Source organism: Aeromicrobium sp. EU05-FHT14F07, from assembly GCF_058790455.1.
On the sequence record NZ_JBYTCR010000002.1, the window covers coordinates 155124 to 178642 of the forward strand.

Below are 23519 nucleotides of genomic sequence, written 5' to 3' on the forward strand. Positions count from 1 at the left end.
GTAGGACGAAACTAGTCGCCGCGGGGGTCGCGCAGGTCGGGCTCGTGTGAAAGTCCTGTTTCGTAGTCAACTTGTAATACGGATCGCTCACTCAGGTGAGGGATCGGTGCCCGGGACCCCGTGCTCCACGACCCGTTCGGCGACGGTGCGCATCGGCATCCGCAGGTCCATCGCGGTGCGCTGGATCCAGCCGAAGGCCTCCGGCTCGCTGAGCCCGAGGGCCGCCTGGAGCTGGGCCTTGGCGCGCTCGACGACCTTGCGGGTGGCGAGCTGGTCGGTGAGGTCCTCGACCTCGGCCTCCAGCGCCGCGAGCTCGGCGAAGCGGCTGCGGGCCATCTCGATCGCCGGGACGAGGTCGGAGGCCGTGAACGGCTTGACCAGGTAGGCCATCGCGCCGGACTCCCGCGCCCGGTCGACGAGGTCGCGCTGGCTGAACGCGGTCAGCATCACGACGGGCGCGATCCGCTCCCCCGCGATGCGGCTCGCCGCGGCGATCCCGTCGAGCCGCGGCATCTTGACGTCCATGACGACCAGGTCGGGCCGCAGCGACGTGGCGAGCTCGACGGCCTCGACACCGTCGGCAGCCTGCCCGACGACGTCGTAGCCCTCCTCCGCGAGCATCTCGGCGAGGTCGAGGCGGATGAGCGCCTCGTCCTCGGCGATGACGACGCGAGGACGGTCGGCGGGCTCGCCCGTCGCAGGGGTCTCGTCGGTGCGGGGCGTCTCGGTCGGTCGGCTGGTCACGTGAGAAGGTTAGCGGGCACGCGCGGCGCGCCGACTTGGCGGAATGGTAGACGCGACGGTCTCAAAAACCGTTGTCCGAGAGGGCGTGCGGGTTCGAGTCCCGCAGTCGGCACCAGCGCGCCCACCGCCCGTCAGTCGGCCCCGCGACCCGTCTGCTCCTGCAGCCGCTCGATGTGCTCGGAGGCCTCGGCCTTGGTGAGGTCCGCCGACAGCGTCTCGCCGGCGTCGCGGGCGAGCGTGTCGAGGTAGGAGCGCTGCGCACCGGTCATCGGCTCGTCGCCGGTGACCCAGTCCTGCGGGTCCTTCTCGGTGGTGCCACCGGCGTCCGCGCCGATGACGTCGGCGTCCTGCCCGGTGGCCTGCCCAGTCTCCCGCGCAGCGTTCTGCCCAGTCTCCGACGGGGTGTTCGACGACGTGTTCGATTCAGTCATGTCCCCACCGTACGTCTGGGCGCCGACACCCGCTCGTCGAGCGTCGGCGGGACGCTCAGCCCTCCTCGGCGGGGTGCTCGTACGCGGGCACCACGCGGTTGATGGCGTCGCCCATGCGGTGGATCCGCAGCGCGTTCGTGGAGCCGGGAATGCCGGGCGGGGCGCCCGCGACGATGACGACCTCGTCGCCGTGGGAGCACCGCGCCACCTCGAGCAGACGCTTGTCGACCTGCAGGACCATCTCGTCGGTGTGCTTGACCTCGGGCACGAGGAACGTCTCGACGCCCCAGGTGAGCGCCAGCTGGTTGCGCGTCATCGGGTCGGGCGTGAACGCGATCACCGGGATGTGGGAGCGGTAGCGCGACATGCGGCGGGCGGACCCGCCGATGGTCGTGAACGCGACGACGTAGCGTGCGTCGATGGCCTCGGCGACCTGCGAGGCGCCGCGGCAGATGATGCCCGTGCGGGTCTTCGCCTGCCACGTGTAGGCGGCCATGCGCGGCAGCCCGTGGTCCTCGGTGGACTCGATGATGCGCGCCATGGTGCGCACCGTCTGGATCGGGTACTCCCCCACGCTGGTCTCGCCCGACAGCATCACCGCGTCGGCGCCGTCGAGCACCGCGTTGGCGACGTCCGACGCCTCCGCACGCGTGGGCCGCGGCGCGGAGATCATCGACTCCAGCATCTGGGTGGCGACGATGACCGGCTTGGCGTTGCGCCGGGCCTTCTCGACGATCAGCTTCTGCACGATCGGCACGTCCTCGAGCGGCAGCTCCACGCCGAGGTCGCCGCGCGCGACCATGAAGCCGTCGAAGGAGTCCATGATCTCATCGAGGTTGTCGACGGCCTGCGGCTTCTCGATCTTGGCGATGACCGGACGGTGGATGTCGAGCTCGTGCATGACGCGGCGGACGTCGTCGGCGTCGCGGGCGTTGCGCACGAACGACAGGGCGACGAAGTCGACGCCCTGGCGCAGCGCGAACCGCAGGTCCTCGACGTCCTTCTCGCTCATGGCGGGCACGCTGACCGCCACGCCGGGCAGGTTGATGCCCTTGTTGTTGCTGAGCCGCCCCGCGGTCTCGCAGATGGTGACGACGTCGTGCCCGGTGACCTCGAGGGCACGCAGGCGCACGCGGCCGTCGTCGACGAGGATCTCGTCGCCGGGCGAGACGTCGCCAGGCAGGCCGGAGTAGGTGGTGGAGGCACGCTCGGCGTCGCCGGGGACGTCGTCGGTGGTGATGGTGAAGCGGTCGCCGACGGCGAGGTCGACGGGACCGTCGGCGAAGCGGCCGAGCCGGATCTTCGGACCCTGCAGGTCGGCGAGCACGGCGATCGCCTTGCCGGTGCGCTCCGCGGCAGCCCGCACGTACCCGAGGTTCGCCTCGTGGTCGGCATGGTCGCCGTGGCTCATGTTGAGCCGGGCGACGTCCATGCCCGCCTCGGCCAGCTGGAGGATACGCTCGGCGGTCGCGACGGCCGGTCCGAGCGTGCAGACGATCTTGGCTCTACGCACCCCCCGACCCTATCGACCGCGGGGTGTACCGGCGAGTCACTTTGTCGTTCCGCGCAACAAAAGACGCTGAGAGTTCACCCGACCCCGGAGGCCCCGCACGCGGGCCCTCCAGGGCCGGAACGACGGAGGGGCCGGGAGCACCCGCTCCCGGCCCCTGCGTGCGACGACCTGGGTCGCCGGCACCACGCGTCGCTCAGACCATCAGCGGACGGTCGTTCGGCTTGATCGGCCGCGGCAGCGGGCTGCGCCCACCCGTCAGGTAGGCGTCGACCCCGGCAGCGGCGGAACGCCCCTCGGCGATGGCCCAGACGATGAGCGACTGGCCACGACCGGCGTCGCCGGCCACGAACACGCCCGGCACGGACGACATGAAGTCGCGGTCGCGCACGATGTTGCCGCGCTCGTCGAGGTCGACGCCGAGCTGCTCGACGAGGCCCTCGCGCTGGGGGCCGGTGAAGCCCATCGCGAACAGGACGAGCTGCGCGGGGATGACCTGCTCGGAGCCGGGCACCTCCTCGAAGCGACCGTCCTTCATCTCCACCTCGACGATCCGCAGACCGGCGACGTGGCCGTCGTCGTCGCCCACGAACTCCTTGGTCGAGACGGCGTACTTGCGGTCGCCGCCCTCCTCGTGCGCCGACGCGACGCGGTAGACCATCGGGTACGTCGGCCACGGCTGCGTCTCGGGCCGGTCCTCGCCGGGCTGCGGCATGATCTCCAGGCTGGTGACCGAGCGTGCGCCCTGGCGGATCGAGGTGCCGAGGCAGTCCGCGCCGGTGTCGCCGCCACCGATGATGACGACGTCCTTGTCGGTGGCGAGGATCTGTCCCTCCACCTCCTCGCCGACCGCGACGCGGTTGGCCTGGGGCAGGAACTCCATGGCCTGGTGGATGCCGGCGAGCTCACGTCCCGGGGCGGGGAGGTCGCGGCGCACGGTCGAGCCGATGGCGAGCACGACGGCGTCGTAGCGGTCGCGCAGCTGGCTGCCGGTGAGCGTGTCGCCCACCTGCACTCCGGTGCGGAACACGGTGCCCTCGCGCTGCATCTGCTCGATGCGGCGGTCGACGTGCACCTTCTCCATCTTGAACTCCGGGATGCCGTACCGGAGCAGGCCGCCCGCCTTGTCGTCGCGCTCGTACACCGCGACCGTGTGACCGGCGCGGGTCAGCTGCTGCGCGACGGCGAGACCTGCGGGCCCGGAGCCGACGACCGCGACCGTCTTGCCGGTCAGGTACTCCGGCGGCTCGGGGCGCACGTTCCGCCACTCCCACGCGCGGTCGATGATCGAGACCTCGACGTTCTTGATCGTGACCGGCTCCCGGTTGATCCCGACGACGCAGGCCGTCTCGCACGGTGCCGGGCAGAGCCGGCCCGTGAACTCCGGGAAGTTGTTGGTCGCGTGCAGCCGGTCGATCGCCTCGATCCAGTCGTCGCGCCAGACCAGGTCGTTCCACTCCGGGATCAGGTTGCCGAGCGGGCAGCCCTGGTGGCAGAACGGGATGCCGCAGTCCATGCAGCGTCCGGCCTGCTCCGTGATGATCGGGAGCAGCGCCTTGCCGGGCCCACCGGGGTAGACCTCGTTCCAGTCGTTCACCCGCTCCTCGACGGGGCGGCGCGGGGCCACCTGGCGGGGGGTCGTGATGAAACCTCGGGGATCAGCCACGTGCGGCCACCTCCATCATGCGTGCGGTCGTGTCGTCCTCGGACAGGCCCTCGGCCTCGGCCTCGGCCTTGGCGTCGAGCACCTTGCGGTAGTTGACGGGCATGACCTCGGTGAAGCGGGCGAGCGACTGCTCCCACGCGCCGAGCAGCTGCTCGGCCACGGCCGATCCCGTCTCCTCGTGGTGCTTGACCACCAGGGCGTGCAGCGCCTCGGCCGCCTCCGACCCTGCCTCGACGCCGTTCAGCGCGACCATGTCGGGGTTGACGAGGGAGTGGTCGAGGTCCAGGACGTAGGCCTGACCACCGCTCATGCCGGCCGCGACGTTGCGACCGGTCGGTCCGAGGATCACCACGGTGCCTCCGGTCATGTACTCGAGCGCGTGGTCGCCCACGCCCTCGACGACGGCCGACGCACCGGAGTTGCGCACGCAGAACCGCTCGCCGACCTTGCCGCGCAGGAAGATCTCGCCGCTCGTCGCGCCGAAGCCGATGACGTTGCCGGCCACGATCTGCGCCTCCGCCGCGAACGTCGCGTCGCGCGGGGGTCGGACGACGAGCCGTCCGCCCGAGAGGCCCTTGCCGACGTAGTCGTTGCCGTCGCCCTCGAGCCGCAGCGTGATGCCGCGCGGCACGAACGCGCCGAAGGACTGGCCCGCCGACCCGAGGAAGGTCAGGTCGATGGTGTTCTCCGGCAGGCCCTCGCCGCGGTAACGCTTCGTCAGCTCGTGGCCGAGCATGGTGCCGACCGTGCGGTTGACGTTGCGGATGGGCAGCTGGGCCCGCACCGGCTCGCCCCGCTCGAGCGCGTCGGCGCTGATGCGGATGAGCTCCGCGTCGAGCGCCACGTCGAGACCGTGCTCCTGGCCGGTGGTGTTGCGCAGCGACGCGCCCTCGGGCAGCTCGGGCACGTAGAGGATGGGCGACAGGTCGAGGTGCTGGGCCTTCCAGTGGTCGACGGCCTGGCGGACGTCGAGCACCTCGGCGTGGCCGACGGCCTCGTCGATCGAGCGGAAGCCCAGCTCCGCGAGGTACTCGCGCACCTCCTGCGCCAGGAACTCGAAGAAGTTCACGACGTACTCCGCCTTGCCCGAGAACTTCTCGCGCAGCTGACGGTTCTGGGTCGCGACGCCGACCGGGCAGGTGTCGAGGTGGCAGACGCGCATCATGATGCAGCCGCTGACGACCAGCGGTGCGGTCGCGAACCCGAACTCCTCGGCCCCGAGCAGCGCCGCCACGACGACGTCGCGCCCGGTCTTGAGCTGGCCGTCGCACTGCACGACGATGCGGTCGCGCAGCCCGTTGACGAGCAGGGTCTGCTGGGTCTCGGCCAGGCCGAGCTCCCAGGGGCCGCCGGCGTGCTTGAGCGACGTCAGGGGCGACGCACCCGTCCCGCCGTCGTGGCCCGAGATCAGCACGACGTCGGCCTTGGCCTTCGAGACGCCCGCCGCGACCGTGCCGACGCCGACCTCGGAGACCAGCTTGACGTGCACGCGGGCCGACGGGTTGGCGTTCTTCAGGTCGTGGATGAGCTGCTTGAGGTCCTCGATCGAGTAGATGTCGTGGTGCGGCGGCGGCGAGATGAGGCCCACGCCCGGCGTCGAGTGACGCGTCTTGGCCACCCACGGGTACACCTTGGGTCCGGGCAGCTGGCCGCCCTCGCCGGGCTTCGCGCCCTGCGCCATCTTGATCTGGATGTCGTCGGCGTTCGACAGGTACTCGCTCGTGACGCCGAAGCGTCCCGACGCGACCTGCTTGATCGACGAGCGACGCTCCGGGTCGTAGAGCCGCTCGGGGTCCTCGCCGCCCTCGCCGGTGTTGGACTTGCCACCGAGGCGGTTCATCGCGATGGCGAGGGTCTCGTGCGCCTCCTGGCTGATGGAGCCGTAGCTCATCGCGCCGGTAGAGAACCGCTTGACGATCTCGCTGACCGGCTCCACCTCCTCGATCGGCACGGGCGGGCGCACGCCCGCCTTGAAGGTGAACAGGCCGCGCAGCGTCATGAGCCGCTCGGACTGCTCGTCGACGCGCTCGGTGTACTTCTTGAAGATGTCGTAGCGGCCCGAGCGGGTGGAGTGCTGCAGGCGGAACACCGTCTCGGGGTCGAACAGGTGCTCCGGCCCCTCGCGACGCCACTGGTACTCGCCGCCCACCTCGAGGACGCGACGGCGACCGACGATGCCCTGGGTCGGGTACGCGCGGGCGTGCCGCGACGCGACCTCGTCGGCGATGACGTCGAGGCCGATGCCGCCGAGCTTGCTCGACGTGCCCGTGAAGTAGGCGTCGACCACCTCGTGCGACAGACCGACGCACTCGAAGATCTGCGCACCGGTGTACGACGCGACGGTCGAGACGCCGATCTTGCTCATGACCTTGAGGACGCCCTTGCCGAGGCCGTAGACGACGTTGCGCACGGCCTGCTCCGGCTTGACGTCGCGCACGAAGTTCGCCTCGCGGGCGAGGTCCTCGGCCGACTCCAGCGCCAGGTAGGGGTTGACGGCCGTCGCGCCGTAGCCGATGAGGAGCGCGACGTGGTGCACCTCGCGCACGTCGCCGGTCTCGACGAGCAGACCGGCCTGCGAGCGCAGCTTCTCGCGCACCATGTGATGGTGCACGGCGGCCGTGAGCAGCAGCGACGGGATCGGCGCGCGCTCGGAGTCGGAGTGCCGGTCCGAGAGCACGATGATGCGGGCGCCGTCGGCGACCGCACGCGACACGTCGGCGCAGATCTCGTCGAGCTTCGCCTTGAGCGCCGCACCGCCGCCGTTGACGTCGTAGAGGCCGCGGACCACGTGCACGCTGAACCCCGGCATGTCGCCGTCCTTGTTCATGTGCCGGATCTTGGCGAGCTCGTCGTTGTCGATCACCGGGAACGGCAGCTGCAGCATGCGGCAGGAGGCCGGGCTCGGCTCGAGCAGGTTCGCCTCCGGGCCCATCGTGCCCGCGAGGGACGTGACGACCTCCTCGCGGATCGCGTCGAGCGGCGGGTTGGTGACCTGCGCGAACAGCTGGCTGAAGTAGTCGAACAGCATGCGCGGGCGCTCGGAGATGGCGGCGATGGGCGTGTCGGTGCCCATAGAGCCGATCGCCTCCGCGCCGGTGCGGGCCAGCGGGGCGAGCAGGATCCGCAGGTCCTCCTCGCTGTAGCCGAAGACCTGCTGACGACGCGTCACGGACGCGTGAGTGTGGATGATGTGCTCCAGGTCGGGCAGGTCCTCGAAGCGGACGAGACCGGAGTAGAGCCACTCGTCGTAGGGGTGCTCGTTGGCGAGCCGCGACTTGATCTCCTCGTCCTCGACGACGCGGTGCTCGTCGAGGTCGAGCAGGAACATCCTGCCCGGCTCGAGACGGCCCTTGCGGGTGATCGTGGCGGGGTCGAGGTCGAGCACGCCGGCCTCGGACGCGAGCACGACGAGGCCGTCGTCGGTGATCCAGAAGCGACCGGGGCGCAGGCCGTTGCGGTCGAGGACCGCGCCGATCTGGGTGCCGTCGGTGAAGCACACGCAGGCGGGTCCGTCCCAGGGCTCCATGATCGAGGAGTGGAACTCGTAGAACGCCCGGCGGGCGGGGTCCATGACGTCGTTGTTCTCCCACGCCTCGGGGATCATCATCATCACGGCGTGCGGCAGCTCGCGGCCGCCGAGGTGCAGCAGCTCGAGCACCTCGTCGAGCGAGGCGGTGTCGCTGCCCTCGGGGTCGCAGATGGGGTACAGGCGCGAGAGGTCGCCGGGGATCAGCTCGCTCTCGAGGGTCGCCTCACGGGCGCGCATCCAGTTGCGGTTGCCGCGCGCGGTGTTGATCTCACCGTTGTGCGCGACGAACCGGAAGGGGTGCGCGAGCGGCCAGCTGGGGAACGTGTTGGTCGAGAAGCGGCTGTGCACGATCGCCAGGGCCGACTCCATGCGCACGTCGAGCAGGTCGGGGAAGAACGCGTCGAGCTGCTCGGTCGTGAGCATGCCCTTGTAGACGAGCGTACGAGCCGACAGCGACGGGAAGTACACGCCGGTCTCGTGCTCGGCGCGCTTGCGCAGGCAGAACGCGAGCCGGTCGAGCTCGAGGCCGGTGCGGGGCTGGCCGGCCGACTCGACGTAGAGCAGCTCGAACGACGGCATCGCGCCACGGGCCATGGAGCCGAGGATGTCGGGCTGGACGGGCACGGGCCGCCAGCCGAGGACGGTCAGCGACTCCTCGGCCGCGATGGCCTCGACCCGCTGCTTGGCCCCGGCGGCCGCGTCGGGCTCGGCCGGGAGGAACGCCAGGCCGACCGCGTAGCTGCCGGCCTCCGGCAGGTCGAAGCCCTGCTCCTGCGCGACGCCGCGGACGAACCGGTCGGGGACCTGCAGCAGGATCCCGGCGCCGTCGCCGGTGTTCTCCTCGGCGCCGACGGCGCCGCGGTGGTCGAGGTTGCGCAGCGCGGTGAGACCGTGCTGGACGATCTCGTTGCTCGGCACGCCCGAGAGGGTCGCGACGAACGCCACGCCACAGGCGTCGCGCTCGTGCATCGGGTCGTAGAGGCCCTGCGCGGCCGGGAGGGCCGAGAACTTCGGGCCGGTCGTCCGCTGCAGCTCAGGAGGGGTGGATGCGCTCACCGAGAGTCCCTTCTCGCGTCATCATGATCGGGTGCTGGACCACCGCGGGGGCGGTCCGACCCTGGGACGACGTTGGCCCAGGACAGCATCCCCACTGTACAGGGCTCGGCCGCCGGGCGACGAGGAAGGCGACCCTGTGCAGCAGGCGTGCGTGCGGAGGGTCAGCCGACGCCGGTGCCCACCGCGTGGCCGATGAGGTACGTGACGCCGGCGGCCGCGCCGCCCAGGACGAGCTGACGCAGACCGCCGTACCACCACGGCCTGCTGGTGACGCGCGTGACGACGGCGCCGCACGCGAAGAGCGCCAGGAGCGAGAGCACGATCGTCGGCACCGACGACGTGGCGCCCAGCACGAGCGGCAGCAGGGGCACGACGGCGCCGGCCGTGAACGCGAGGAACGACGACACCGCGGCGACGACGGGCGACGGGAGGTCGTCGGGGTCGATGCCCATCTCCTCGGCCGCGTGCACCGCGACGGCGTGGTCGAGGTCGCGGTGCACCTGCTGCGCCACGTCGCGGGCGGTGTCCTCGTCGATGCCCTTGGCGACGAACGCGGCGGCGAGCTCGGCCTGCTCGGCCGGGCCGTTGCGCACGATCTCGTCGCGCTCGATGGCCACCTGGGCCTGCGCGAGCTCGCGCTGGCTGGCGACGGACGTGTACTCCCCCGCCGCCATGGAGAAGGCTCCGGCGGCGAGTCCGGCCAGGCCGGCGACGATCACCGGCGTGCGGTCGCTGCTGCCGCCGGTGACGCCCATGATGAGCGCGAAGTTGGAGACGAGGCCGTCCATGGCACCGAAGACGGCCGGTCGCAGCCAGCCTCCGGTGACGTCGGGGTGCTCGTGGGTGACGGCGCCCGGGTCGGGCAGCGGCTCAGGGGTGCTCACGGCACGAACCTAGGCCGGGATCACGGTCCTGTCACGGCAGCGCAGGCTGCCCTGCCCGTGCTCAGGACGCGGTGGCGTCCTCGTCGGCGGGCGTGCCGTCCTGGGCGCCGCGGTCGCGACGCCGGCTCCACAGGAAGTACGCCAGGGCCGCCACGAAGACGATGACGGCGGTGAACACGTTCAGCCGGACGCCGAGGACGTGGTTGGCGGTGTCGATGCGCAGCTGCTCGATCCAGAACCGGCCCGCGGTGTAGAGCATGACGTAGAGCGCGAACGCCCGACCGCCCGTGAACCGCAGCCGACGGTCGAGCAGCACGAGCAGCGCCGCGGCAGCCAGGTTCCAGAGCAGCTCGTAGAGGAACGTCGGGTGGAACGTCGCGAACTGCTCGTACCCGGCCGGACGGTGCTGGGGGGCGATCTCGAGCGCCCAGGGCAGGTCGGTGGGGCGACCGAACAGCTCGGAGTTGAAGTAGTTGCCGATGCGACCCACGGCCTGCGCGACGAGCAGCCCGGGGGCGAGGGCGTCGGCGACGGCCAGGAACGAGACGTCGTGGCGGCGGCAGGCGATGTACGCGCCCACGGCGCCACCGGCGATGGCGCCCCAGATGCCGAGCCCGCCGTTCCAGATGTAGAGCGCCTCGATCGCGCGCCGGCCCTCGCCGAAGTAGAGCTCGGGGTCGGTGGCGACGTGGTAGATCCGCGCCCCGACGATGCCGAACGGGATCGCCCAGATGGCGACGTCGCTGATGAGTCCCTCGCGTCCGCCGCGGGCGACGAAACGTCGCTCGCCGATCCAGATCGCGAGCAGCGCGCCGACGATGATGCCGAGCGCGTAGGCCCGCAGCGGGAAGGGCCCGAGGTGCCAGACGCCCGTGGAGGGGCTGGGGATGTAGATGGCCAGACCGGCGCTCGTCACCAGGCTCATCGGACGACTCCTTCTCGCAGCTCGCGGGCGAGCTCACGGACCGACTCGACACCGCCGGCCGTGTCGGGCGCGTCGAGCAGACGGCGCACGAACGCGGACCCGACGATGACGGCGTCGGCGTACTGGGCGATCTCGTGCGCCTGGGCACCGTTGCTGACACCGAGACCGACGCCGACGGGCTTGTCGGTCACCTTCCGCAGCCGGGCGACGAGCTCGGGGGCCAGCGAGCTGGTCTCCTGCCGGGCTCCCGTGACGCCCATGACGGCCGTCGCGTAGATGAACCCGCTCGCGGCGTCGGCGGTCATCGCGAGCCGGCGGTCGGTCGAGGACGGCGCGACGAGGTACGTGCGGTCGAGCCCGTGCGCGCGCGACGCCTCCTCCCACTCCTGGGCCTCGTCGGGGATGAGGTCGGGCGTGATGAGCCCCGCTCCCCCGGCCTCGGCGAGGTCGGCGGCGAAGCGGTCGACGCCGTAGCGCTCGACCGGGTTCCAGTAGGTCATGACGACGACGGGTGCGCCGGCGTCGGCGACCCGACGCACGACGTCGAACGTGTGGCTCGTGCGGAACCCGTGGGCGAGGGCCGTCTCGGCGGCCTCCTGGATGGTGGGGCCGTCCATGACCGGGTCGCTGTACGGCAGTCCGATCTCGACGAGGTCGCAGCCGCCCTCGATCATCGCGGTGAGGGCCGCGACGGACGTCTCGACGTCGGGGAAGCCCGCGGGCAGGTAGCCGACGAGCGCGGCGCGCCCCTCGGCGCGGGTGCGCTCGAAGAGCGCGTCGATGCTGCTGCTCACTCCTCGACGCCTTCCTCGAGCACGACCGGGCCGTCGATCAGGCCGAAGTACTCGGCCGCGGTGTGCACGTCCTTGTCGCCGCGGCCGGACAGGTTGACGAGGATCGTGGCGTCGGGGCCGAGCTCCTTCGCGAGCTCCACGGCACCGGCCAGCGCGTGCGCCGACTCGATCGCCGGGATGATGCCCTCCGTCTTGCAGAGGAGGTCGAACGCCGACATCGCCTGCGCGTCGGTGGCGGGCACGTACCGGGCCCGACCGATCGACGCGAGGTAGGAGTGCTCCGGGCCGACGCCGGGGTAGTCGAGCCCGGCGGAGATGGAGTGCGACTCCATGGTCTGGCCGTCCTCGTCCTGGAGGAGGTAGGAGCGGGCTCCGTGCAGCACACCGACCTCGCCCGCGGTGATGGGCGACGCGTGCCGACCCGTCTCGTAGCCGTCGCCCCCGGCCTCCACGCCGAGCAGCTGCACGTCGGCGTCGTCGATGAACGCGGTGAACAGCCCGATGGCGTTGGACCCGCCGCCCACGCAGGCGACGGCGGCGTCGGGCAGGCTGCCGGTCAGCTCGAGCACCTGGCGACGGGCCTCGTCGCCGATGCCGCGCGTGAGGTCGCGCACCATCGTCGGGAACGGGTGCGGACCCGCGGCGGTGCCGAACAGGTAGGAGGTGTGGTCGACGCTGGCCACCCAGTCGCGCAGCGCCTCGTTGATGGCGTCCTTCAGCGTGCGGCTGCCGGTGGTGACCGGCACGACCTCCGCGCCGAGCATCTTCATGCGCGCGACGTTGAGCGCCTGGCGCTCGGTGTCGACCTCGCCCATGTAGACGGTGCAGTCGAGGTCGAGGTACGCGCACGCGGTGGCCGAGGCGACGCCGTGCTGCCCGGCGCCGGTCTCGGCGATGGCCCGGGGCTTGCCGATGCGCTTGGCGAGCAGCGCCTGGCCGAGCACGTTGCGGATCTTGTGCGCGCCGGTGTGGTTCAGGTCCTCGCGCTTGAGCAGCACGCGCGCGCCGACCGCCTCGGAGAACCGGGTCGCGTCGTAGAGCGGGCTGGGCACGTTCGCGTACTCGCGGAACATGCGGTCGAGCTCGCCGAGGAAGGACGGGTCGGCCTGTGCGTCGGCCCAGGCCTCCGCGAGCTCGTCGAGCGGGGCGACGAGCGCCTCGGGCATGAAGCGGCCGCCGAAGCGGCCGAAGTGGCCGGTGGCGTCCGGCTGGGCGTAGACGGTCATGGGTGTCTCCCTGGCGTGGCGGGGTGCAGAGGGGTCGGTGGGGCGGGCGCGACCGTCACCATCGCCGCGGGGCCGTGGCGACCACGTCAGGGCCTCTGCTGCAGCGCGGGGTGGGCCCCGGCCGCGACCAGGTCGGCCACGCTGGCGCGCGGGTCGTCACCGCGGACGAGCGTCTCGCCGACGAGCACGACGTGGGCCCCGGCGCGCGCGTACTCCAGCACGTCGTGCGGGCCGCGGACGCCGGACTCGGCCACCCGGACGACGCCGTCGGGGATGCGCGGCGCGAGCCGCTCGAAGGTGTCGCGCTTGACCTCGAGCGTCTTCAGGTCGCGGGCGTTGACGCCGATCAGCTCGGCGCCGGCGTCGAGGGCGCGGTCGACCTCGTCCTCGTCGTGGACCTCCACGAGCGGGGTGAGGCCGATCGACCGGGCGCGCTCGATGAGGCTGACGAGCGCCTCCTGGTCGAGCGCCGCGACGATGAGCAGCGCCATGTCGGCGCCGGCCGCACGCGCCTCCCAGAGCTCGTAGGAGGTCGTGATGAAGTCCTTGCGCAGCACCGGCACGTCGACCTGCGCGCGGACGGCGCGCAGGTCGTCGAGGCTGCCGTCGAAGCGACGACGCTCGGTGAGCACGCTGATCGTGGCGGCACCGCCGGCCGCGTAGTCGCGGGCCAGGCCCGCGGGGTCCTTGATCGCCGCCAGGGCGCCCTTGCTGGGGCTCGCCCGCTTGACCTCGGCGATCACGCTCACGCCGTCGGCGCGGAACGTCGGCATCGGGTCGAGGGCGGGCGGCTGCAGCCGCGCCTGCTCCTTGAGGTCCTCGAGGGAGCAGGTCGCCTGTCGGGCGGCGCGGTCCTCCGCGACGCCCGCGAGGATGTCGTCGAGCACCGTCATGGCCACCTCCTCGTCAGGGTTCGAGCTGCTGCACCGAGGGTACCCGCGCTGCGGGCGGTCGGCGGCCCTGGGTCCTGGGGTCCGCACGCATGACCGCCCCGGTCCGACCGCGCAGGGTCGGACCGGGGCGGTGAGCGTCCGGCTCAGGCCTTCTTCTTGAAGTACTCGTTCGAGTCGGGGCGGTAGAGGAACACGACGATGGCGATGCCGATCGCGAGGCTGACGAGCGACAGCACCAGCAGGACGGGCGGCTGGTTGCCGAGGCTCGTCAGCGACCCGATCACGCCGATGACGATGAGGACCGTGTAGACGATGCGCGCCCAGTTGGCCCCCTTGCCGATGAAGTAGGCGAACAGGGCGGCGAAGGCCACGCCGAGGACGATCGAGAAGAGGACCGCGCCGATCGCGGAGACCCGCGCGGTGTCACGGTCGATGGTCGAACCGGCCGGGGCGTTCGCGACGACCTGGTCGATGATGTCGTCCAGGAAGGCGAAGGACAGCGCGGCCGTCACGACGCTGAGGGCCACGTTGGCCCAGATGAGCTTGACGGCGGTGGCGACCGACGCCGGACGCGGGCCCTTGCCCTCGGGTCGGTACTCCGGCTCGGGACTGGCGGGGAACGGCTCCATGGATATCTTCCTCCGGTCGGGCCGGGTGCTGCCCCGGCTCTGCACCCATCCAAGCGTGGTCGGGACGGCCCCGTCCAGCCGAGCCGTGCGTGGCGCGTCGACGTGTCGGGTGTCCCCCGCCGGTCAGGTCCGGATCGGGAAGGTGCCGACGGCGAGGTCGTGGATCGTCTGCTTCGCATCGTTGCCCAGCGGCCACAGCAGGTCGACGAGCAGGCCGACGAACGTCCACTGCAGGAACAGGCTGATCATCCACCGGAAGAAGCCCTCGAGGGCTCCGGTGACGGTGCCGTCGCGGCGCACGATGCGCACCCCGACGAGCTGCTTGCCGAGGCTCTCGCCGCGGTACCCCACCCGCAGGCCCCGGTTCCAGGCGTCGAGGGCGAGGAACGCGACGACGGCGAGCCCGGTGATCACGAAGCCGCCCGGCTCGACGTCGGTGAAGGTCTCGGTGGCCTCGTCGTACCGCGAGCCCGAGAAGGCGACCACGAACCCCGCGACGAAGGGCACGCACGTGAGGGCGAACGGGACGAGGAAGTCCACGAACGCCGCGGCCACCCGGATCCACCACCCGGCTGGCTCGGCCACCGGTGCCACCGGCGGGGCGATCGGCAGGGCCGGGGACGGACCGGACGGGACGGGGGCCGCGTGCTGCTGCCCGCCACGGGCAGTGGCCTCGGGCGCCTGGCCCGGGTACGTGGGGTACCGCGGAGCAGGGGCCGCGGCCGGCGGCGGCTCGTCCGGCTCGGGCCGCTCGCCCCAGGCGGGCCCGTCGCTGCTCACGTCGTGGTCAGTCCGTGACGCCGCGGTGCTCGTCGACACCCTGCGCCGTCGCACCGTGGCCGGCGGCACGCTCGGCGCCGAAGCCCATGCGCGACATCACCAGGCCGAGGGGTCCGGCGAGCACGGCGAGCGCAGCGCCGATCGTGAAGGGCACCCAGTGCGGCTCGGGGATCAGAGCGATCCCGCCGATGGTGAAGCCGGCGAGGCAGACCAGGACGGCGGTCCAGGACGCGGGCGACGATCCGTGCGACATGCAGCTCTCTTCTCCTGCGAGGGGGACGACTCCGACAGCCTACCGGGGGGCGGCGGCGCCCCTGGCGCGACCTCCCGCGGAGCGTGCCGAGCCGGCCGGCGCGAGCGCGTAGGAGCGCGAGCGGCCGGAGTGGCGGGCGATGAGCGCGTGCACGGCGCGGGCGTCGCGGTCACGGCCGATGCCCAGCACGCCGAGGATCGTGGCGGCGAGGATGACGACGTCGAGACGCGCCTGGTAGCCGTTGAGGCAGGCGCGGCAGTAGGCAGCCTCGAGGTCGAGGCGCTCCGCGTCGCCGAGCGCCTCGCGACCGACCAGCTGCGCCGGCCCGGTCAGCCCCGCGCGGGTGAGGAAGCGCTCGGAGACCTGCGGGAACTCCTCGCGCAGGCAGTCGATGACGTTCTGCGGGAGCGGGCGGTTGCCGACCACGCTCATGTCACCGCGCACCACGTGCCACAGCTGCGGCAGCTCGGTGAGCGCGAAGCGCTCCACGAACCGGCCGATGCGGGTGTACAGCGGCGAGTCCGCGGGGATGTTGAGGAAGCGGGTGGTGTCGTCGACCGGGACGGTGTCACGGTTCACGAGCTTGTCGGCGTTGCGCACCATCGTGCGGAACTTGGTGAGCAGCACGACCTCGTCGCTGCTGACCCGACGGCGGGAGCGGTAGAACACCGGACGCCCCTCCGCGAGCAGGATGCCGGCCGCGACGGTGAGGACCACCGGCACCCAGACGATCGCGCCGGCGACAGTGAGGAACAGGTCGAGTGCGCGCTTCTTCCACATCAGGGGGCCACCTTCTGGTCGACGAGCTCGGGGGACGGATCGACGCGTCCGGGCCGGACGGCCTGGACGACGAGGGAGAGTGACCGCACCAGCAGCCACAGGCGGGCGTCGAGGCCGACGACGCGACGGCGGCCGACCGGCTGCGACGACCGCAGGGCCTGCTCGACGAGGGCCGCGACGCGGTCGAACCGCGCGTGCAGCCGGTGCCAGGGTCGCGTGCGCTCCCCCACGGCCAGGAGCCGCCCGGGGTAGAGCACGTCGAGGCGGGCGTGCGGGTGCGCGGCGACGAGCTCGAGGAGCAGCTGCTCGACGAGGCTCTTCGCGCCGCCGTAGTAGCGCCGGTCGGGCGTGGGAGCCAGGGCGACCACCGAGGACACGAGGACGATGCGGACGGGGCGTCCGTCGGCGGCGCCGAGCACCCGCCGCAGAAGGCCGAGGTCGCGACGCAGGCCCGCGACGTCGCGGTCGTGGTCGGGGACGCCCGGGTGCACCGGGCCCAGCGCGCACACCGCGACGTCGACGGCGGGCGCGCCGGCCAGCCGCGCGTCGACGTCGTCACCGGCGACGTCCAGCACGTCGGCGCCCTGGAGTGCCGCCGTGTCGGCGGCGTCGCGCGAGACGGCGAGCACGGGTCCCTCGCGGAGGGCCAGCAGGCTGCGGCCGACCCGCGTGCGTGGGCCGACGAGCACCAGCGGCACGGTGCTGGCGAGGTCGGTGCCGGGGTCGGTGTCGGGGAGGTCGGGAGAGGCGTCCGTTCGCAGGGCGGCACTGCTGGAGGTGGCGGTCATCGCGCAGCTCGCTGCAGGACGGCCTCGAACCGGTCGGCGCAGCCCGCCAGGGAGAACTCCTGCTCGGCGAGCTCGCGCGCCTGGGCACGCACCGCGTCGCGTCGCTCGTCGTCGCCGAGCAGGGCGTCGACCCAGTCCGCCGCCGCGGGCAGCGAGGCCGCCTCGGGGCGGCCGACGTGGCCCCCGGCGCGCTCGACCAGGTCGGAGGCGGCGTTCTCCTCCGGCATCAGGCCGACGACGGGGCGGCCGGCGCACAGGTACGACAGCGTCTTGGACGGCACCGAGAACGCCCCGGCCTGCTGGTCGAGCAGCACGACGAGGACGTCGCCGCTGCCGAGCACCTCGGGGAGACGCTCGTAGGGCTGGAAGGGCAGCAGGGTGAGCGGGACGTCGAGGCGGTCGGCCTCGGCGCGGATCACGTCGGCCGCGGGGCCCTCGTTCACGACGACGAGCCGCACGGGACGACCGAGCTCGCGCACGGCGGCCGTCAGCCGCACGAGCAGGGCCGGGTCGTGCTTGAGGCCGAGGGTCCCGGAGTACAGGAGGGTCTGGACGTCGTCGAGCTCGTGCTCCACGGCCCAGTCGTTCTTGCGCTGGACGGGCACGATCTCATCGAGCGGGGCCCAGTTGGCGATGACGGTCGTCTTGTCCGCCGTGCCCCACCGCTCGTGCACCGGGACGAAGGAGTCGGCGATGACGACCACCTGGCTGGCACGCCGCGACGTCCAGCGCTCCGCCAGGTCGAACGCGAGCGCGACGGCACGGAAGGAGCGCGACAGCTTGGCGCCCGCGAAGGACCGGACGGCCACGGAGTAGACGTCCTGGTGCCATAGCACCCAGGGCTGGCGGAACAGCGCCATGGCGGCGGCGAAGACGACGAGCGTCGGGATCTGCACGTTCGACATGAGCGCGACGTCGGGGCGGACGCGGCGCACGTGGCGCACGAGCTCGACACCGAGGCGCACCTCCAGCAGCAGCCGCTGCACGAAGCGACCCTTGTCGAAGACGATGCCGTCGCCGACGGTCTCGAAGCGGATCGTCTCGCCGGGCTGCGCCTCCAGGCGGCCCTTGCCGGAGACGTAGGCGTTGCAGGTGGAGTGCGTCACGTCGTGCCCGCGCCGGGCGAGCTCGCGGCTGAGCTGGGCCTGGAACGGGTGCCCGCTGTAGTCGTGCACGAGGACGCGCATTCGACCTCCACTCGTGGTCACCGCTTCTCGGTGTCGCACGGGTCAACGAGGCGCGGCACCCGGGGTTACGTCCGCGACGGCTCGTGGAGGGACTTTCGTCACACGGTCGGGTCGCGTCCCTCGTCGAGCGCCTTCCAGGGGTCCTCGACGACCGGGCGGCGCGACGGCGCGTCGTAGCGTCCGCTCATCCCGGGCCAGGCGCGTCCGTGCCGCACCACCACGGCGCCGAGCAGCGCCGCGACCGCGAAGCCGCCGGCCGCGACGAACGGCCACGGCGACGTCGCGACGCGGCCGAGGCCCCCGCCGGTGAACGCGGGCGACTGCTCCGCCGCGGCCACGAGGGCGTCGCGCGAGCCGTCGCCCGTGCCGCCGAGCACGCTGAGGACCGCCCCGCCGACGCCCAGGAGCACGACCAGCACGCCCACGACCCACCGCCCCCGGCCGCGCGTCGCGAGCACGGCGAGCGCCGCGGTGACGACGACGACGGCCAGCGCGGCGGCCAGCGGCGCGACGTCGCGACCCGTGACCACCACGTCGGCGGGCGGGAGGCCCTGCGGCGCGAGCCGGGTGCTGGCCCACGTGCGCCCGAGGGCGACCCAGGCGACGCCGCCCGCGACCAGCAGGCCGAGCACCGACGGGGCGTACAGCCGACGGCCGCGGGTGGGCGCGGCAGCGGGTGAGGTCACAGCAGCCGGTCCGCGTCGAAGCAGGTGGTGGCACCGGTGTGGCAGGCGGGACCTTCCTGGTCGACGACCACGAGCAGCGTGTCGCCGTCGCAGTCGAGCCGGACCTCGCGCACGTGCTGGACGTGGCCGGAGGTCTCGCCCTTCACCCAGTACTCCTGGCGGCTGCGGCTCCAGTAGGTCCCGCGGCCGGTGGTGAGCGTGCGGTGCAGCGCCTCGTCGTCCATCCAGCCGACCATCAGGACGGCGTGCGTGCCGGCGTCCTGGACGACGGCCGGCACGAGGCCGGCAGGATCGCGCTTCAGCCGTGCGGCGACGGCAGGGTCGAGGGAGCTCACGGGTCCATCCTCCCAGAGGGTCAGTCGGCGACCGGCGCGATGCCCAGCGACGCCTGTGCCACCCAGCTGGCGTGCAGGCGGGCGTACACGCCGCCGGCCTCGACGAGCTCGGCGTGCGACCCGTCCTCCACCAGCCGGCCGGCGTCGAACACGAGCACCCGGTCGGCGTTCTCGGCGGTGGTCAGACGGTGCGCGATGGTGACGCTCGTGCGCCCGTCGAGCAGCGTCTCCAGGGCGCGCGTGGCGCGCAGCTCGGTCTGCGGGTCGACGGCGCTGGTGGCCTCGTCGAGCACGAGGAAGTCGGGGTCGGCGAGCGCCGAGCGCACCAGCGCCACCAGCTGCCGCTCCCCCGCCGACAGCGACTCGCCCCGCTGGCCGACCGGCGTGTCCAGGCCTCGCGGCAGGGTCGCGAACCAGTCGGTGAGCCCCAGGTCGGCCACCGTCGCCAGGAGGTCCTCGTCGGACGCGTCCCGCCGGCCGTACCGCAGGTTCTCCCGCAGCGTGGCGTCGAACAGGAAGCCCTCCTGCGGCACCATCAGCACGTGCCGGCGGAGGTCGTCGAAGGCGACCTGCGTGATGTCGGTGTCGCCCAGCCGCACGGTGCCGCGGGTGGGGTCCATGAGGCGCGTCAGCAGCTTCGCGAACGTCGTCTTGCCCGACCCCGTCTCGCCCACGACGGCGATCCGCTGCCGCGGCTCGATCACGACGTCGACGTCGGAGAGCACCTCCGGGCCGCCGGGGTAGGCGAACCCGACGCCCTCGAACCGCGCACCGAGCACCTCGTCGGGCAGCGCGAGCCCGTCGGGGCCGGGGTCGACGACGTCGGCGGGCGTGTCGAGCAGCTCGATGACGCGCCGCCACGACGCGATCGCGTTCTGCGCCTCCGTGAGCACCTGGGTGGCCATCTGCGCCGGCCCGACGAGCAGCCCGACGAGGAAGGCGAAGGCGATGACGGTGCCCATCGACAGCCCGCCGGCCACGCCGATCACGACACCGGCCGCGATGGCGCCGGCGTTCGCCAGGCCTCCGGCGAGCCCCGCCGACGCGAACGTGACGGCGACCAGCCTCTGCGCGCGGACGTTGGCGTCGAGGTTGCGCTGGATGCCGTCGTCGACGCGCTGCTGCGTGCGCTCCTCGATGGCGTGCGCCTTGACGACCGACGCGCCCACGACCGGCTCGGCGACGACGGCCAGCATCTCGCCGACCGTCCGGCGGACGGTGTCGTAGGCGCGGCTCAGCCGTCCGGCGAAGAACTTCAGGCTCACGACGAGCGGCAGGAAGCAGACCCACACGACCAGCGTGAGCTGCCAGGAGTAGAACGCCATGATGATCGTCGCGACCAGCATCTGGCCGATGCTGATGACGATGGTGATGCCGGTGAACTGCAGGAACAGCGACACCTGGTCGACGTCGGACGTGACCCGCGAGACGAGGGCGCCGCGCCGCTCGGCGTTCTGCGTGAGCATCGACAGGTCGTGGACGTGCCGGAACGCGGTGACCCGCAGCTCGGCCAGGCCGCGCTCGCTCGCGACGAACAGCCGCACGCGCATCCAGTAGGCGACGACGGCTGTCAGCAGCACGAGGACGAGCGCCCCGAGGAGGTAGGGCCCGATCGCGGACAGCGACGTCGTGCCGCCGTCGCCGAGACCGGAGTCGATCGTGCGCTGGATGACGACGGGCACCACGGAGCCGCCGACGGTGCTGAGCACGGCCAGCAGGAGGGTCAGCCACAGGCCGTCGCGGATGGCCGGCGAGAGCGCGAGCCCGCGGCGCACGATCTGGGCGCCGGTGGCACGCACCGGCGTGACACCGGGAAGCGCGGTGTCGCTGCTCACGCGCTCGCCTCCCTCGCCTGGTCGTAGGCGTCGACGAGGTCGCGGTAGACGCTCGACCTCTCCAGCAGCTCCTCGTGGGTCCCCCGCTCGACCACGCGGCCGCCGTCGAGCAGCACGACCTCGTCGGCAAGGGAGATGGTGGCCTTGCGGTAGGCGACGACCAGCACGGTCGGGCCGCTGCCGTCGGACGTGCGCTCCGCGAGCGCCCGCAGGATCCGCTGCTCGACCTCCGGGTCGACCGCGCTCGTCGCGTCGTCCATGACGAGCAGACGGGGCCTGCGCACCAGGGCGCGGGCGAGCGCGAGGCGCTGGCGCTGGCCGCCCGACAGAGTCGTGCCACGCTCGCCGAGCTGGGTGTCGAGCCCGGCGGCGAGACGTGCCACGAACCCGTCGGCCTGCACGGTGCGCAACGCCTCCCACACGTCCTCGTCGGGGACGTCGAGGCCGAGGGTCACGTTCTCGCGGACGGAGTCGTCGAACAGGAACGTGCCCTGCGGGACGACCGCGACGGTGCCCGTGAGAGCCCCGTGGTCGAGCGTGCGCAGGTCGAGACCGTCGACCTCGACGGTGCCGCGGCGCGGGTCGACGAGCCGGGACAGAAGGGTCGTGAGCGTGCTCTTGCCGCTGCCCGTCGCGCCGACGAGCGCGGTGACGCTGCCTCGGGGCACGTGGAGGTCGACGCCCTGGAGCACGTCGTGCTCGGCGTCGTCGAAGCGGTGGGCCACGCCGCGCAGGCGCAGGTCGACCGCGCCGCTGCCCGGGACCGTGCCGTCGCCGTAGGCCATGGAGCCGGTCGCCTGCAGCACGTTGTCGACGCGGTCCCAGCCGACCACGCTGCGCGGCAGCTCGCCGAGGACCCAGCCGATCGCGCGCACCGGGAAGGCGACGACCGTGAACAGGTAGGCCACCTGCACGACGTCGCCCGGCTCGGCGGCGCCGCCGGCGACCCGGCCGACGCCGAGCACCAGGACGAGGAGGATGCCGAGGTTCGGCAGCGCCTCCAGCAGCGGGTCGAAGACGCTGCGGATGCGCCCCACCGCGATGTTCGCGTCGCGCAGCTCGTGCGTGGCCCGTGTGAAGCGCTCGGTCTCCTCGGCCTCCCGGCCGAGCGACTTGACGACCAGCGCGCCGTCGAAGGACTCGTGCGCGACCGCGCTGAGGTCGCCGCGCAGCGCCTGCGCGCGGGCCACGCGCGGCGACAGCCAGCGCTGGTAGAAGACGTTGATGCCGAACAGGGCCGGGAAGACGACGAGGCCGACGATGGTCAGCACCCAGTCGGCCTCGACCATCGCGACGAGCGCGGCCGCGAGCATCGCGACCACGCCCACCGCCATCGGCAGCGGCATGAACACCGCCCAGGCAGCCTCGACGTCGGCGTTGGCGTTGGAGAGCAGCTGCCCCGTGGGGTGGCGGTGGTGCCACGACATCGGCAGCGCGAGGTACTGGCGGGTGACCTTGCGGCGGTAGGCGGCGACGAGGCGGTAGTAGACGATGCCGCCGATCAGCCGACGGGCGATGACGCCCAGGGCGCGCAGGGTCGCGACGGCCAGGAACAGGCCGATGGCCGTCCACAGCGCCCCCTGGACCACCTCGCCCCGCGCGAAGGAGGGCCGGATGACGTGGTCGGTGGCCCAGCCGAGCACCCAGGCGTCGGCGACGGTCATCGCGCCGAACAGGACGCTCCCGACCGCCGAGACGGTGAACAGCGCCTTCTGCTCGACGATGCCGCGCCCGAGGAGGCCGAAGCCCCGGCGCATCATCCGGTCCTGCTGGGCCGACCCGAGGTCGCTACCTGACACGGTGTCCAGCTGCTCGCAAGGTGTCCTTCACCTGTCCGATCGTGAGCTCGCCGAAGTGGAACACGCTCGCGGCGAGCAGGGCGTCGGCACCGGCCTCGACCGCGGGAGCGAAGTGCTCGAGCCGTCCGGCGCCACCACTGGCGATCAGTGGCACCTGGGTAACGCTGCGGACCGCCCGAATCATTTCCAGGTCGTAGCCGGCCTTCGTCCCGTCGGCGTCCATGGAGTTCAGCAGCACCTCGCCGACGCCCAGCTCCTCCGCATGACGCACCCACTCCACGGCGTCGAGACCCGCGCTGCGCCGACCGCCGTGCGTGGTCACCTCGTAGCCGCTCGGTTGAGCACCGTCGCCGCTCGTCGGGCTGCGTCGCGCGTCGACGCTCAGCACGAGCACCTGGTTGCCGAAGCGGTGCGCGATCTCGGCGATCACCTCCGGTCGCGCGATGGCGGCCGTGTTGATCCCGACCTTGTCGGCGCCGGCGCGCAGCAGCCGGTCGACGTCGTCGACGGTGCGCACCCCTCCCCCGACGGTCAGCGGGATGAACACCTGCTCGGCCGTGCTGCCGACGATGTCGAAGGTCGTGGCACGGTCGCCGCTGGAGGCGGTGATGTCGAGGAACGTCAGCTCGTCCGCGCCCTCGGCGTCGTAGACGCGGGCCATCTCGACCGGGTCGCCGGCGTCGACCAGGTCGACGAAGTTGACGCCCTTCACGACGCGCCCGGCGTCGACGTCGAGGCAGGGGATGACACGGACGGCGAGGCTCACCCGCCGAGCCTACCGATGGCTAT

21 protein-coding genes and 1 tRNA gene are annotated in these 23519 nt (G+C 72.5%); 1 reads left to right on the forward strand and 21 read right to left on the reverse strand.

All coding sequences use genetic code 11. The features are described 5' to 3' along the window. Positions 1-87: 87 nt before the first annotated feature. A complete protein-coding gene (locus AC3WRM_RS03065; protein ID WP_492247187.1) occupies positions 88-744 on the reverse strand; it encodes an ANTAR domain-containing response regulator in 657 nt (218 codons plus the stop codon). Positions 745-773: 29 nt separating this feature from the next. Here AC3WRM_RS03065 and AC3WRM_RS03070 point away from each other — a divergent pair. After that, a tRNA-Leu gene (locus AC3WRM_RS03070) sits at positions 774-859 on the forward strand. 16 nt (positions 860-875) lie between these two features. Here the strand turns inward: AC3WRM_RS03070 and AC3WRM_RS03075 are convergent. The 20 genes from AC3WRM_RS03075 to hisF all read right to left on the reverse strand — a co-directional run bounded on the left by AC3WRM_RS03075 (position 876) and on the right by hisF (position 23496). After that, complete coding sequence (locus AC3WRM_RS03075; protein ID WP_492247186.1) at positions 876-1175, reverse strand: DUF3072 domain-containing protein; 300 nt, start codon at positions 1173-1175, stop codon at positions 876-878. A gap of 55 nt (positions 1176-1230) precedes the next feature. Then, entirely contained in the window at positions 1231-2688 is a 1458-nt protein-coding gene (pyk, locus tag AC3WRM_RS03080; protein WP_370188385.1) for a pyruvate kinase, read from the reverse strand. A 193-nt stretch (positions 2689-2881) separates the two neighbouring features. Further along, positions 2882-4351 (reverse strand): glutamate synthase subunit beta, encoded by a 1470-nt coding sequence (locus tag AC3WRM_RS03085; RefSeq protein WP_492247185.1) that lies wholly within the window; start codon positions 4349-4351, stop codon positions 2882-2884. Beyond that, positions 4344-8912, reverse strand: coding sequence for a glutamate synthase large subunit (gltB, locus tag AC3WRM_RS03090; RefSeq protein WP_492247321.1), 4569 nt, complete (start codon positions 8910-8912; stop codon positions 4344-4346). The genes AC3WRM_RS03085 and gltB overlap by 8 nt, the downstream gene beginning before the upstream one ends. Positions 8913-9097: 185 nt before the next feature. Next, the gene (locus tag AC3WRM_RS03095; RefSeq protein ID WP_492247184.1) at positions 9098-9820 is read right to left on the reverse strand and encodes a VIT1/CCC1 transporter family protein; all 723 of its coding nucleotides are present in this window, start codon (positions 9818-9820) and stop codon (positions 9098-9100) included. A gap of 61 nt (positions 9821-9881) precedes the next feature. Further along, positions 9882-10745 (reverse strand): prolipoprotein diacylglyceryl transferase, encoded by an 864-nt coding sequence (gene lgt / locus AC3WRM_RS03100; protein ID WP_492247183.1) that lies wholly within the window; start codon positions 10743-10745, stop codon positions 9882-9884. Next, positions 10742-11539, reverse strand: a complete 798-nt coding sequence (trpA, locus tag AC3WRM_RS03105; protein ID WP_492247182.1) for a tryptophan synthase subunit alpha — start codon at positions 11537-11539, stop codon at positions 10742-10744. Before trpA ends, lgt begins: the two co-directional genes overlap by 4 nt. After that, positions 11536-12765: a tryptophan synthase subunit beta gene (gene trpB, locus AC3WRM_RS03110; protein WP_067858163.1), complete on the reverse strand. Its 1230-nt coding sequence runs from the start codon at positions 12763-12765 to the stop codon at positions 11536-11538. The genes trpA and trpB overlap by 4 nt, the downstream gene beginning before the upstream one ends. Before the next feature lie 86 nt (positions 12766-12851). Next, on the reverse strand, positions 12852-13658 hold the full coding sequence (trpC, locus tag AC3WRM_RS03115) for an indole-3-glycerol phosphate synthase TrpC (RefSeq protein ID WP_492247181.1): 807 nt from the start codon (positions 13656-13658) through the stop codon (positions 12852-12854). 143 nt (positions 13659-13801) lie between these two features. Further along, positions 13802-14287: a hypothetical protein gene (locus AC3WRM_RS03120; RefSeq protein WP_492247180.1), complete on the reverse strand. Its 486-nt coding sequence runs from the start codon at positions 14285-14287 to the stop codon at positions 13802-13804. A 123-nt stretch (positions 14288-14410) separates the two neighbouring features. Next, positions 14411-15067: an RDD family protein gene (locus AC3WRM_RS03125; protein WP_492247179.1), complete on the reverse strand. Its 657-nt coding sequence runs from the start codon at positions 15065-15067 to the stop codon at positions 14411-14413. 7 nt (positions 15068-15074) lie between these two features. Further along, complete coding sequence (locus AC3WRM_RS03130) at positions 15075-15320, reverse strand: HGxxPAAW family protein (protein WP_492247178.1); 246 nt, start codon at positions 15318-15320, stop codon at positions 15075-15077. A 39-nt stretch (positions 15321-15359) separates the two neighbouring features. Beyond that, positions 15360-16100 (reverse strand): sugar transferase, encoded by a 741-nt coding sequence (locus AC3WRM_RS03135; RefSeq protein WP_492247177.1) that lies wholly within the window; start codon positions 16098-16100, stop codon positions 15360-15362. Continuing rightward, a complete protein-coding gene (locus tag AC3WRM_RS03140; protein WP_492247176.1) occupies positions 16100-16888 on the reverse strand; it encodes a hypothetical protein in 789 nt (262 codons plus the stop codon). Before AC3WRM_RS03140 ends, AC3WRM_RS03135 begins: the two co-directional genes overlap by 1 nt. Then, a complete protein-coding gene (locus tag AC3WRM_RS03145; RefSeq protein ID WP_492247175.1) occupies positions 16885-18075 on the reverse strand; it encodes a glycosyltransferase family 4 protein in 1191 nt (396 codons plus the stop codon). Before AC3WRM_RS03145 ends, AC3WRM_RS03140 begins: the two co-directional genes overlap by 4 nt. A 98-nt stretch (positions 18076-18173) precedes the next feature. Continuing rightward, positions 18174-18761, reverse strand: coding sequence for a Trp biosynthesis-associated membrane protein (locus AC3WRM_RS03150; RefSeq protein WP_492247174.1), 588 nt, complete (start codon positions 18759-18761; stop codon positions 18174-18176). Then, complete coding sequence (hisI, locus tag AC3WRM_RS03155; RefSeq protein ID WP_202967660.1) at positions 18758-19096, reverse strand: phosphoribosyl-AMP cyclohydrolase; 339 nt, start codon at positions 19094-19096, stop codon at positions 18758-18760. The genes AC3WRM_RS03150 and hisI overlap by 4 nt, the downstream gene beginning before the upstream one ends. 20 nt (positions 19097-19116) lie before the next feature. Further along, positions 19117-20931 (reverse strand): ABC transporter ATP-binding protein, encoded by a 1815-nt coding sequence (locus AC3WRM_RS03160; RefSeq protein WP_492247173.1) that lies wholly within the window; start codon positions 20929-20931, stop codon positions 19117-19119. Beyond that, positions 20928-22730, reverse strand: a complete 1803-nt coding sequence (locus AC3WRM_RS03165) for an ABC transporter ATP-binding protein (protein ID WP_492247172.1) — start codon at positions 22728-22730, stop codon at positions 20928-20930. Before AC3WRM_RS03165 ends, AC3WRM_RS03160 begins: the two co-directional genes overlap by 4 nt. Beyond that, positions 22720-23496, reverse strand: a complete 777-nt coding sequence (hisF, locus tag AC3WRM_RS03170; protein WP_492247171.1) for an imidazole glycerol phosphate synthase subunit HisF — start codon at positions 23494-23496, stop codon at positions 22720-22722. Before hisF ends, AC3WRM_RS03165 begins: the two co-directional genes overlap by 11 nt. Between the last annotated feature and the right edge of the window lie 23 nt (positions 23497-23519).